The organism is Lentzea albidocapillata subsp. violacea (assembly GCF_900100275.1).
Taxonomy (GTDB): domain Bacteria; phylum Actinomycetota; class Actinomycetes; order Mycobacteriales; family Pseudonocardiaceae; genus Lentzea; species Lentzea violacea.
Genome location: NZ_FNET01000018.1, coordinates 62358 through 74538, shown reverse-complemented (window position 1 = coordinate 74538; position 12181 = coordinate 62358). Strand labels below are relative to the sequence as shown.

Annotated in this window: 7 protein-coding genes; 2 read left to right on the top strand and 5 right to left on the bottom strand. The window is 71.2% G+C overall.

Annotated features, from left to right (window positions below):
- Window positions 1–90 precede the first annotated feature (90 nt).
- The 3 genes from BLR21_RS31195 to BLR21_RS31185 form a co-directional block, all read right to left on the bottom strand.
- Window positions 91–2967 (bottom strand): LuxR family transcriptional regulator, encoded by a 2877-nt coding sequence (locus BLR21_RS31195; RefSeq protein WP_090011632.1) that lies wholly within the window; start codon window positions 2965–2967, stop codon window positions 91–93.
- Between the two features lie 69 nt (window positions 2968–3036).
- On the bottom strand, window positions 3037–3243 hold the full coding sequence (locus BLR21_RS31190) for a hypothetical protein (RefSeq protein WP_090011630.1): 207 nt from the start codon (window positions 3241–3243) through the stop codon (window positions 3037–3039).
- Window positions 3240–5852, bottom strand: a complete 2613-nt coding sequence (locus tag BLR21_RS31185) for a type 2 lanthipeptide synthetase LanM family protein (RefSeq protein WP_176929880.1) — start codon at window positions 5850–5852, stop codon at window positions 3240–3242. The genes BLR21_RS31190 and BLR21_RS31185 overlap by 4 nt, the downstream gene beginning before the upstream one ends.
- Window positions 5853–5993: 141 nt before the next feature.
- Between BLR21_RS31185 and BLR21_RS31180 the strand changes: the two genes are divergently transcribed.
- Window positions 5994–7067 carry a helix-turn-helix domain-containing protein gene (locus BLR21_RS31180; protein ID WP_090011626.1) on the top strand — a complete coding sequence of 358 codons (1074 nt, stop codon included), beginning with the start codon at window positions 5994–5996 and terminating at the stop codon, window positions 7065–7067.
- A gap of 62 nt (window positions 7068–7129) precedes the next feature.
- On the opposite strand, the gene BLR21_RS31175 is transcribed toward BLR21_RS31180, so the two are convergent.
- Window positions 7130–7708 (bottom strand): superoxide dismutase family protein, encoded by a 579-nt coding sequence (locus tag BLR21_RS31175; RefSeq protein WP_090011624.1) that lies wholly within the window; start codon window positions 7706–7708, stop codon window positions 7130–7132.
- Window positions 7709–7721: 13 nt separating this feature from the next.
- Window positions 7722–10112, bottom strand: a complete 2391-nt coding sequence (locus BLR21_RS31170) for a hypothetical protein (protein WP_090011622.1) — start codon at window positions 10110–10112, stop codon at window positions 7722–7724.
- Window positions 10113–10232: 120 nt separating this feature from the next.
- Here BLR21_RS31170 and BLR21_RS31165 point away from each other — a divergent pair, with 120 nt between their 5' ends.
- Window positions 10233–12110, top strand: a complete 1878-nt coding sequence (locus tag BLR21_RS31165; RefSeq protein ID WP_090011620.1) for a S41 family peptidase — start codon at window positions 10233–10235, stop codon at window positions 12108–12110.
- Window positions 12111–12181 lie beyond the last annotated feature (71 nt).

Here is a 12181-nt window from a genome sequence, read left to right as displayed (position 1 = left end):
CAACCTACCGATAAGGACACCTGATAGGCCCCTGAGGTTGCATCAGTCTTTCGGCCGATGCACATCGACGTTTCGGCTCAGATCAAAAGGTCAACGTCCGAGCGCCGCGGCGTAGGCGGAAAGCGCTTCACGGTCGGGCTGTCCGGTCTTCGCGATGAGCGAGGCGACGTGCTTTTCCACCGTGCGCGGCGAGATGTGCAGCCGCGTGCCGATCGCTTTGTTGCCCATCCGGTCAGCCAGCAGCACGAACACCTCGAACTCACGCACCGTCACGCCGTGCCCGCGCAGCTGCCGCGGCACCTGGTCGGTGCCACTGCGCCGTTGCTGCACCGGCGCCCCCGCCTGCCGCAGCAACCCCCGGCACGCCGACGCCACCGCCGGGATCGTGGCCTGGTGGAAGTACTCCTCGGCCGAACGCAGCCAGGACACCGGATCGCCCCACCCCGCCGCCTCCTGCGCGACGAGCCGCCGGCCGAGGTGACGGGCCAGCGGATACGGTTCGGCGGCCTCCTGGGCGCGCTGGAAGGCTTCCAGGGCTTCGGTGCAACGGTCGTCGCGGCCGAGGAGAACGGCGTGCGCCAGTTCGGTGAACTGCCGGTTCCACCGCATTCCCGACGCGGACACCGCGGTCACCGCGCGGTAGTCGGGCCAGCCGAACCGGCCGTCGAGCACGCCGAGCAGGACTCGCATGCCGTGCGTGCCGGAGAGATGGAACGTCGTGGGGTTCTGCGATTCCAGGGCGAGCGCGTGGTCGAGCTCCGTCATCGCCAGCGCGTGGTTCTCCTCCAGCAGCGCGCAGAACGCGCGGGCGAGCCCGAAGCACAGCGGGTACTCCTGCGCCCCGTTCTTCGCGACCGCCTCGAACTCGCCGATGGCGTTCTCGGTCTCGGCGCGGTTGCCCCGATGGCCGGCCAGCACGGCCTTCGTCATCAGCAGGTAGCGGGTGAGCGCGTGGAACCGCAGGCGCGTCGTGGTGCGCAGGCACCGCTCGATCTCCTCGGCGGCCGCGGCGTGGTCACCGGTCAGCACCGACTGCAGCGCCAGGATCGCGTCCACGTTGTGCGCCACCGTGATCGCGCCCGCCCGGCACGCCTCGGCGTGTGTGCGGCCCAGGGACGCGGTGCTGCCGTGCTGCAGCCATTCGTTGCCCGCCAGCCGGACCAGCGCGTAGACGTGCTGGATCGGCATCTGGTGTGTGCCCGCGAGAGCGAGGGCCTTGCCGAAGCAGGCGTTCGCCTCGTCGATGTCGTGCTCGCGCGCGATGATCCCGAGCAGCTGCCACGCCTCGCACGCCACCGCCGGCAGCCGTGCCCGGTCCGCCGCCAGTGCCGCCTGCCGGGCGAGGCCCGCGGCGGACGAGATCCGGTCGGCGCTCGGGATGTTCAGCGTGAGGTACGCGGAGTTGACGTCCAGCTGCGCGGCCAGTTCGTCCGGTGCGTCCGGGCCGAGCAACGTCCGCGCGATGCGTACCTGTTCCACGCCTTCGGTGAACCAGCCGGCGAGGTAGGCGACGCGGGACAGTCGCGTGTGGAGCTTCGCGCGCAGCGAGGAGTCCAGTCCGTGGAGGTCGTTCACCTCCAGGGCGAAGGCTCGTTCGAAGTCACCCGTCTCGGCCAGTGCGGGCAGCAGCGTGTCGAGGACCTCGGCACGGGCCACGGCGGCGTCGGTGAGCAGGCTTTGCGCGCGGTCGAGCAGCGTGACCGCCGACTCCGCCGCCCCGCCCGACAACGCCCGCCTGCCCGCCTCGGCGAACAGAAGTCCCGCCTGCGTACGGGATCCGGCGTCGAACCGCAGTTTCGCGACGAGCGGGCACCAGTCGCCGGGCAGGCCGGGATGCAGGTCCTCGGCCGCGTCGGCCGTGCGCGACGACAGGTCCACGCGTTCGGCCGGGGTCAGCTGGGCCAGCAACGCGTCCGCCGTGAGCGGGTGGCGGAACGCGTACCAGTCCGGGGCGGGCTCGTCCGGCGTCACGAGTTGCGCGGCCACTCCCGCGTGCAGGTGGCTGAGCAGTTCCCGGTCGTCGATGCCGGTGACCTTCTGCACCACGGAAAGGGGGAACCGGTGGCCCAGCACCGCCGCGATGGACAGCACCTCACGGCCCTGCGGCCCCAGCCTGTCCGTGCGATGCGCGACACTGCGCACGAACGCCGCCGGCACGGGAAGTTTGAGCTCTCCCAGCACCTGCCAGCCTTCCGCGCCGGCCACGAGCAGACCGCCGCTCACCATGCCGTGCAACAGTTCCTCGATGACGAACGGGTTCCCGGCGCTGTCCGTCCACAAGCGATCGACGAGCTCCGCCGGGACCAGCGCGCTGTCCAGGCAGGCGGCCGTCATCTGGCCGACCTCGTCCTGCGAGAGCCGGTGCAGCTCCACCAGCCTGCCGGAGCCGCGTTGCACCATCCGGTGCACGAGCTCCAGCGCGTGGCCGGGTTCGGTGCGGATCGTGGCCAGCAGCAGGACCGGCTGGTCCTCCAGGTTGTCCGCCAGGTACTCGACGACGGCGAGTGTCTCGGCGTCCGCCTCGTGCAGGTCTTCGAGCACGAGCAGGCACGGGGTCTTGCGCGCGACGGACGCGAGCAGTCGCAGCACCGCCTCGGCCAGCACGACGACCGACTCCTTCGTCGACCGGTGGTCGTGCCACTCGGGGATCAGCGTGCCCAGCACCGGCTTGTACGGCCCGAGCGCGGAGTCGTCCGGCGGTTCGCCGCGGAACAGGCCCAGGAGCGCTTCCGCGATCGGACGAAACGGCACCATCGGGCCGATGGTCGTGCCGCGCCCTTTGAGCACCCGCATGCCCTCGTCGTACGCCTGGCCCGCCGCGTACCGGGCGAGCCTGGACTTGCCGATCCCCGCCTCCCCGGTGACGAAGACGGCGCCGCCGCGGGCCTCGCGGGTGCGCGCGAGTGCCCCCGTGACGGCCGTGATCTCGCGATCACGGCCGACCACGTGGGGCGCTCGGGTCTGCATGTCTGGACCCTAATGGTCCCGTGCAGTTCTCCGTATCGCCTGCCAGGCCTATTCGTGGCAGAAGCGTCCCTACACGACGCTGACCGTGGTGTCCGAGAGGGCCGGTGTGAGCGCCACGAACGCGCTCGTCGCCAGAGTCAGGCCCATCAGGGCACGTGCGCGTGCACCCGCGGCGGTCTTCGGCGCGAGCTCCATCTCCCCGATCGCGTGCTCGGCCGGTTCGGGCTGCTCGGCCGGTTCGGGCTGGTCGGCCGTGCGGTGCAGGGACTCGTTCATCGGGTGGACTCCTCTGTGTCGGGTGACGCTTGCAGTAGCAGGACTGACGGGATGGCGAACCCGTGCCGCAGCAGGCCGTGGCCGATGCCGGCCAGGCCCGTGAGCAGCCCGGGGGAGGGAACACCGCCCGGCGTGGCGCACCGGGCGCCGTGTTCCTCCAGCGCTCCCAGCAACAACGCCACGCGGCGGGTCGCGGCGCCGGGGTGGTGAGTGGCCAGTGCCTCGACGACGCCCAGTTCGCCGTGGCAGAGACTCATGTCCCGCAACGGTTCTCCGGACGCCAGCAGACCGGCCGCCCGCTCGTCGTCACGGGCGAGCGCGACACCGGCCAGACCCGTGCACCAGCCGGTGTCGGCCGGGTCGGCGATGTCGCTGTCCAGGAACGTCCGTGCGGTCACATCGGATAACTCGTCACGAACCGTTGCCGCGTAACGCCTCAGCGCCCATCCGATTCCCGCGCGGCCGCGAGCGAACCCGTTCGCGGGGCAGGTGGCGTCACGCAGAGTGGAGGCGTAGTGGTCGGCGAGCGCGAGCGCTTCGGGCGTGCCCACGGAGAGCATCGCGGCCAGCGAGCCGGCCATGCCGTCCACGACGGTGAACGACGAATCTTCCCTGGGCATCAGCCGCACGGCCTGGGTGAGCAGCCCGGGGTCGAGTTCGAGCAGGTGGGTGAGGCGGGCGAGCCCGTGACAAATGCCGCCCAGACCGTGGATTCCGCCGCCGGCGGCCGTGACCAGCTCCGGTTCCGCGGCGAACATCTCCAGCAGCGCCGGCAACGGCCGCAACGCGTCGCGCGCGAAGTCGACGTACCGCGCGGCACCGGTCAGCGCGCCCAGTTCGGCGAGGAACAGCGCGACGCCCGTGTAGCCGTTGGACAGGCCGGCCCCGAGCGGCTGCACCGACCAGTGCCGGTCGTCGATCAGTTCGAGCCCGAGCCAGTTGACCCGGTCCTCGCCGGTGACGGCGTGCGCGAGGATCTGGTCCGCGATGCCGCACGCGGCGACCAGCAGCCGGGCCGGATCCGGGTCGACCGGCGCGACGTGACCGGGCACGGCGACGCCGCTGTGGTGCGACACCGGCCGGGGCCGCGACGCCAGCAGCGCCGTGATCACCCACTGCTGGTCGTGCCGGTCGACCTCGCTCATGCCCAGGATCTTGCGCGTCACGGCGTGCAGTCCGGGCTCCGGCAGCATCCCCGGCAGCCGGAGCCCGGACGCGGTCCACAGGTCGGTCGACCCTGGCCGGCACGTGAACAGCGGCACGTCACCGCGCCACAGGTCGGACACCTCGAACGGCACCAGCCGGTCGAGCAGCGGATCGTCCGCCACGAGCACACCGAACGCCAGGTCGCGGTCCAGCGCGTCGGCCAGCACGGACGGGTGCGTCGACTCGTCCAGCAACCGCGCGTACTGCCGCGTCGCGCGCGCCACGAACCGCACTTCCTCGTTGACGCACTTGCGGACGAGCTGCAGCAGCTCGTTCCTATGCGTCACTATCGCGTCGTAGCCCGCGCGGAACCCGGCCAGCAGCGAGTCCTGGTAGTCGGCGGGTTCGGCGGGGATGCCGCCGAGCAGCGGCCTGTTCGCCGCCCCCGGCGACTTCCTGGCACGCCTGACCAGCCGCATCCGGTCGGTGCCCGGGTCGGCCCAGTCGACCGCGTTCAACGGCGACAGCACGCCGTGGTCGCCGCCGACACCGGACACGTCCGCGACCCCGTTGTCGCCCATCAGCACGTGGGGGAGCAGGGCCGTGCGGTGCACGGAACGCACGAGTGCGAGCGTGGCCGGGTCCGCGTCGGGCGGTGTCAGCGTGGGGTGGAACAGCGTCTCGACGTCCACCAGGACCGGCTGGTCGCCGCACGCGATGAGGTTCTCGTAGTGCATGTCGGTGCCGTCGACCGCGTAGAGCAGCGCGAGCAACGCGCCGAGCCGCTGGTAGAAGTCGGCGACCCCGGCCACGTCCGCGCACGGTTCGTGAGCGATGTGCTCGATCCACCCGTAGCCGTCGCGGGGGAGGAGCCTCGGCGCCCGGAACTCGATTCCGGTCCGGGTGGAAAGCCAGGCGAGCTGCTCGCTGAACCGCACGTGCAACCCGAGCGGCCGTGGCCGGTAGACGAGCCTCCGGCCCGACTCGAAGGTCAGGACGGCGACGGTCCGGCCCTGCTGATGCGCGTCGCCCTGCCCCATCTCGATCGAGATCAACGCGCCGGGGTCCTCGTTCGCGAAGATCGTCCGGACGATCTTCGCCCGGTCGCGGGTGAACCGCGACGACAGCTCGTGGTGCGTGGACACCGCCTGCTCACAGGCCTGCGCGAGCAACCTGGCCAGCACCGGGTAGCGGTTGAAGACGGACGAGAGGTTCAGCGTGCGCGTGAACTCGGTGAACCGCTCGGCGCTCGTGGGGCTGGTCAGCGTGCCGCGCGCCTCGTGCAGCTCCAGCACGAGCGTTCGTGCCGCGATCGCCACGAGCCGGCGTCCCAGCTGCTCGGCGAAGGCCGCGTCGAACGGCGGCGCGACCTCCGTGCGGGACGCGTCGATCAGCGGGCGCAGGGCGTGGGCGAAAGCCGCTGTCCAGCTCTCACCGGTGCTGGTCTCGGCCGCGGAGGTCACGCGGCCAACCTCGCACGCGCGGGCGGGCGGCACATGGGGAGCAATCCCCCAGATTTACGCGCGAAGGTGAATATGGGGGTCCGTCACCCATGTTTCGCCGCCCGTTCGCCCCGACACTCGGAGTCCGAGGAGGGGACGGGCATGAGGGAGTTCGGAGAACTGCTGCGCACGCACCGCATCGGCGCGGGCCTCACCCAGCAACAGCTGGCTGACTTCGCGATGGTGAGCGTGCGGGCCATCCGCGACCTGGAGTGCGGCCGCACCCGCTCACCGCGGGCGGAGACGGTGCGCCTGCTCGCGGACGGGCTGCGGCTCGACGAGGAGAGCCGCGCGGACCTGCAGCAGGCGGGTGGTCGTGCCGCGGGCCGGTCCGCGGTGGCGCCGCCCGCGCCGGCCGGACCCGCCGGGCTGATCGTCGGGCGGGAGGCGGAAGCGGCGGCGCTGGCGGCGTTGTTGTCGGAGGGACCCGGTCCCGCGAGGCTGGTCACCGTGACCGGGGTCAGCGGCGTCGGCAAGACCCGGCTGGCCCTGGAGGTCGCGGGCGTTCTGCACTTCCGGCACGGCTGGTCGGTCCTGTGGCACCCGTCCCAGACTGTCCCGTCGATCAACGACGACCAGGACACCGTCCTCGTCACCGACCGCCGCCCCGACCCGCGCCTGCTGCAGGCGCACCCGCGGCTGCGGGTCGTCGTCACGGCGCTGGCGCCGGTCGGGCTGCCCGGCGAGCACGTGTTCCCGCTGGGCCCGCTGGCCGACGACGACGCGGTGCGGTTGCTGCTCACACACGTGCACCGGGTGCGGCCCGCGTTCAAACCGGAGCCGGCGAACCAGGCCGCGCTGATGGGCCTCGTCCACGAACTGGACGGGCTGCCGTCGGCGCTGGAGTTCGCGGCCGGGTGGTTCATGGTCTACTCGCCGCAGCACCTGCTGGAACGGCTGCGGTCCAACCCGCTCGACCCCACCTCGGCACACCTGCGGGACTCGCTGCGCCGCTCGCTGTCCACATTGGACGACGACGGGCGTGGGCTGCTGGTGCGGATGGCCGAGGGCGAGGACCCAGGGCACAGCCCGTACGTCACGGAACTGTGCGTGCGCGGGCTCGTTCGTCGCGCCGGACCCCGATACGAGGTGTTGAACCTCGTGCGCGCGGCGGTGCTGGAACCGGTGTCAGGGCCGCACCTCGCCGGAGGTGTGGCCCTGACCTGGCCGGTCTAGCTCCTGTCCGGCTCCGGGTCTCTCGACCGTGACTCTCATCGAACGGACCTACAGGACAGAGCCTAAAAAGCCGCGGTCAGGCACGCGAGGCGGTCGCCGGCCGTGCCCGCCTTGCCGTGCTCGGTACTGGTGTGCGCGGCGTGCACGACGACCGAGTTCGCCTCGCCCTTGCGGAACTCCCACCTCACCGTCGCCCTGGCGGTCGCGCCGCCCTGCGCGTCGGTGGTGAAGTCCAGCCAGATCTCGTTCTCCGCGTTGGCGAACTGCGGGTCGACGCTCGGCGACACCGGGTCCTTCGTGTGCTGGTAGTGCGGGCCCGAGTCGGCCGGCTTGGCGCCGCACGGCTTGGTGTGCACATGCGAGCCGTACTTGGTGCCGGGCAGCAGCCCGGAGACCTTCAGCTCCACCGTCGTCTGTCCATTCCCGACGGACGAGCCGGTGGAGAGCTTGGCGCCCACGGGGATCCGCGCGACGTCGTACGTGATGCCCTTCGGCTGGTCACCGGAGGCCGCGGGGGCGGCCACCTCGGTCTCGGCCACCGGCGTGACGGCCGGTGCGGAGGGCGGAGCCTCGCTCGAGCAAGCGGTCAGCCCTCCAATGAGCAGTACGGCACCCGCGAGGGTCGCCACAGTCGCGCGCATGTTTCTCCCTGAGTCAGCTGCGTTCCAGGTTCCCATCCCCTCCACGTCCACGATCGGGTGACCGGTTCAGATCGAGCGAGACGAGCTCCGTGAACGCGTCTCGGTAGGCCACGCACAGGTGGTAGTCGCCGTGGGTCTCCACTGTGTCCGGTGACCCGTTCGTCTCGTTCGCGCGCCGGTCGAGGGCGTTGTCCTCCCAGCCGTGCACCGGGAAACCCAGGTAGTCGGTGCGGCGCCACAGGTTGATCCAGTTGCGGCCCAGCAACGACGCCAGCCCGCGTTCCGGCACCTCGCCGGGCTTCCGGCGCCACGGGTCGCACGAGAACAACGCGCCCGCGCGCACGGGCGGCGTGCCCAGCACCGCAGGCCCCAGCAGTTCCGGGAAGATCCGCCCGAAGTAAGGCCGCAACTGCACGCCGTACGTCAGCAGCTGTACGCGTTGCAGGTATCCGGCGGGCAACGCGTACAACGCCGCCACGGCCAGCACGGCACCCAGACTGTGCGCGGACAACACCACGCGATGATCGGGCGACTCGTCCAGGAACTCACGCGAACGGTCGGCGATCTCCGGCACCGCGCGCTCGGCGTAGCAGGGCGGCGCGAACGGGTGGGCGGTGCGCGGCAGGAAGCACATCAGGTCCCACAGCAGCCCGAGCGGCCGCCGGTTGGTCAGCATCCCGGCGCCGACGAACGACCCGACCACCGCGACCCCGGCGAGCCCGGTGACCCAGTCGCCCTTGCCCACCATCCACATGACGGCGGACGACTGACCCCAGCCCGGCGAGGCGAACGTCAGGTAGCAGGTCAGCAGCAACGCGAGCACGCCCAGCGCCGACAGCACCCCGGCCACGTTCTCGGCCCGGTGTGTCACCGCGACCACGTGCCGCGCCCGCACGACGAGCACCTCGCCCTCGCCGTCCAGCACCGCGGGCGTGATCAACCGGGACACCAGCACGAAGGCCTGCGACAGAACCAGCAACACCAGCGGGACCAGTGCGACGGCGAAGGCCGCGCTGAACCACGAGTAGAACGACGGTGCTCGCAGGCCGGTGCCGACCCAGCCCCGGAACGTCAGCACCAGCACGGCCGCCATCATCACCGACGACACGAGCGACAACCCCAGCAGCACACCGGGTCCGGCGCCGCGCCAGGCCTGCCACTCGTCACCGGCACGCGGCCGTGCCCGCCACGCCAGCACCCCGCCGAACACGACGGCGCCGGCCCAGGCGAGCGAAACCCAGTACGTGCCGACCATGCACACCACGAACAGCACGAGCAGGACCAACGGCCCCTTGGCGTCGTTGCGCCGCCACGACCATGCCGCCATCACGGACCCGAGCAACGCCACGGTCACCACCGGCGGCCCCCACGACGTCAGCCACAACGGCCCGTCGAACACCGGCGCGATCGCGTACAGCCCGAACCCGTGCACCACCAGCACGAGCACGGACGAGATCATCAGCAGCCACGACCACAGGCCGCCCTGCTCGGTCGACGGCACGTCCGGGCAGTCGGTGGCCGTCACCATCACCCGCGCCATCACCACGGCCAGCACTCCGGCGGCGAGCACGGTCAGTACGAGGAAGAACACGTGCTGCCACAACTGCGTGCTCGTCGCCAGCACCACCACGCAACACCCGGCCGAGAGGTGCAGCCGGGTGAGCCGGCGGATCCGCGGACTGCCCTCCCACATCGACGCCCGGCTGAGCATCACGCCCGCCCGCCGTTGCGGCGTACGCATCGACGTCATCTCGTATCTGCTGCGCGACAACGAGGTCAGCGCCATCAACCCGAGCAGCAGCAACACCGGTACGGCGGACGCGGCCAGCACCCGGACGTGGCGGGCGGGATCACCCAGCACGTCCAGGAAGTCCGGCAGCCGCCTGCACGTGGTGCCCGGCAGCGAACACTGGATCGCGTAGACGTCGATCGCCACCTCGCACACCGCGAGCACCAGCAACACTGTCAGTCCCAGCCCGAACAGCCGCGTGGAGGCCGCCCCGCGCCCGGCGTTCCACCACACCATCCGCCGCGTCGAGGGGATCGAGTCGTCGGGCAGTTTCCGGGACCAGTACGCGACGTTCGCCAGCCCGAACGGCAGCAGCAACGCCCATCCGATGCGCCCCAGCGCGTTCGCGAGCACCGACGGCACCCCGCTGCCCGGCACTCCGGGGCTGCTGCGCGCCATGCCGCCCCACGAGTACGCCTCGCGCCGCACCCCGGCGGGCACCTGACCGGGGTGATCCGGTGGCAGCTCGGCGAGTTTGTCCGGTCGCGGGCGCCAGAAGCTGCCGAACCGATCGCCGCGGAACTGTTCGACGGCGTGGTCGGGAAGTGCCAGCATCGCGTCCGGGGGTGTGTTGTTGACGCCGTGGATGCGCAGTTCCAGGACGGGTGGACTCATCGCGGGCCTCCCCTTTACTCCAGTTGTCGTCAGGAAAACTGCTCCAGTTAGCGGCCGAACGGGTGAAAAAGGTGTATCCAGTCGCCCTGGAAAGCCTCTACTGAGCAAGGAGGCCTCACCATGACCACAACCGCTCACCCGAACGTCGCAAATTCCGTCGGACTCGCCGAGTTCCTCGTGACCGCGGGAACGCTCACCCTGGCGCAGCGCAAGCTCATCGTCGACCAGGCGCTGATCGTGCTGGAGCAGAACTACGCGCACCTGCCTCTCAAAGTCGCGATGCACGCGGTGAACCCCGTGCAGAGACTCAGGGTGCTCAGAGCGAGACTCGAACGGCAGACCGACGCCACGGCCGAGCCCGAGTGGCAGTTCCACCGCGAGCTGTCGAGCACCTTCCACTCGGTGCGCGACCTGCACACGAACTACCTGCTGCCGGCGCCGTTCGCGGGCAAGATCGCCTTCCTGCCGTTCCAGCTGGAGCGCTACTTCGACGAGGACGGCACCGAGCAGTACCTCGTCGCCCGCACGGTCGCCGGTTTCGCCGGCCTCACGCCCGGCGCCGAGGTGACGCACTGGAACGGCACGCCGATCGCCCGCGCGGTCGCGTTGAACGGCGCGATCTTCGCCGGCAGCAACACCGCCGCGAACCTCGCCCGCGGCCTCGAGTCGCTCACGTTGCGCCCCTTGGTGATCCAGCTCCCGCCCGACGAGGACTGGGTGGTCGTGAGCTACCGCGACGAGACCGGTGCCGCTGGGGAGGTCCGCGTCGACTGGCAGGTCACGGAGAATCTGCCGCCCATGACGGACGTCGACGCGCTGTCGCCGGCGGCGGCCGCCCAGGGCGTCGACCTGGACTCCGACGAGAAGGCGCGCGCCAAGAAACTGTTGCACGCGCCCAAAGTCGTGCAAGCCGAAGCCTCCGGTGGGGCGGTCGCGATGGGTGCGCAGGACGTGCCGACGACGATGCCCGGCGTGTTCCGGGCCCGCCCCGTCGTCACGCCGTCCGGCACGTTCGGGCACCTGCGGATCTTCACGTTCAGCGTCGACGACCCGGACGCGTTCCTCACCGAGTTCGTGCGGCTCGCGGCCCTGCTGCCGCAGAACGGGCTCATCGTCGACGTGCGCGACAACGGCGGCGGCCACATCTTCGCCTCGGAGTTCCTGCTGCAGACGATGACGCCGCGGCCCGTCGCGCCGGAGCCCGTGCAGTTCCTGAGCACGCCGCTGAACCTGCGGATCTGCCGCCGCCACGCCGAGAACCCGACCGGCCAGATCGACCTCGGCCCGTGGTTCCCGTCGCTCGACAGCTCGACCGAGACGGGCCAGGCGTTCTCCTGCTCGCACACGATCACGCCGGTCGAGGGCGCGAACGCCGTGGGCCAGACCTACCACGGCCCGGTCGTGCTGATCACCGACGCGCGCTGCTACTCGGCCACCGACATCTTCGCCGCGGGCTGGGCCGACCACGAGCTGGGCCCGATCCTCGGCGTGGACGACAACACCGGCGCGGGCGGCGCGAACGTGTGGACGCACGGGCTGCTGTCGACGCTGCTGAAGATCCCGGCGCCGGTCGACGCGGAGTCGCCGTACAAGGCGTTGCCCAACAAGGCGAACATGCGCGTGTCGATCCGCCGCACGCTGCGCGTCGGCAAGCTCGCCGGCACGCCGGTGGAGGACCTGGGCGTGCGCCCGACGCACCAGCACAAGATCACGCGCGCGGACCTGTTGCAGGGCAACGTGGATCTTCTCGCACGGGCGGGAGAGCTGTTGGAGGAGCAGCCGGTGCGGCGGCTCGGAGTGGCGGTCGCGGGCACGACCGTCTCACTGGACACCGTGAACCTCGACCGGGTGGACATCTACGTCGATGGCCGCCCGGCGACCTCACTGGACGTGACCGACGGCGCGCACACCGCGACGCTGGCCGCGACCGGGCGTGAGGTGCGCGTCGAGGGTTTCGCGGACGGGCAACTGGTGGCCGCGCGCAAGGTCGCCAGTTGATCGAGCGGGCGCTTCCGGTGACTCCATGACCGGAAGCGCCCGTTCTCTCTTCTGGCCGGCGGGTGTACGGG

Bases quoted from the DNA above. Each gene is read 5' to 3' on its own strand.
- BLR21_RS31170 (WP_090011622.1), bottom strand. From the start codon at position 10,112: ATGAGTCCACCCGTCCTGGAACTGCGCATCCACGGCGTCAACAACACA.
- BLR21_RS31180 (WP_090011626.1), top strand. From the start codon at position 5,994: ATGAGGGAGTTCGGAGAACTGCTGCGCACGCACCGCATCGGCGCGGGC.
- BLR21_RS31165 (WP_090011620.1), top strand. From the start codon at position 10,233: ATGACCACAACCGCTCACCCGAACGTCGCAAATTCCGTCGGACTCGCC.
- BLR21_RS31195 (WP_090011632.1), bottom strand. From the start codon at position 2,967: ATGCAGACCCGAGCGCCCCACGTGGTCGGCCGTGATCGCGAGATCACG.
- BLR21_RS31175 (WP_090011624.1), bottom strand. From the start codon at position 7,708: ATGCGCGCGACTGTGGCGACCCTCGCGGGTGCCGTACTGCTCATTGGA.
- BLR21_RS31190 (WP_090011630.1), bottom strand. From the start codon at position 3,243: ATGAACGAGTCCCTGCACCGCACGGCCGACCAGCCCGAACCGGCCGAG.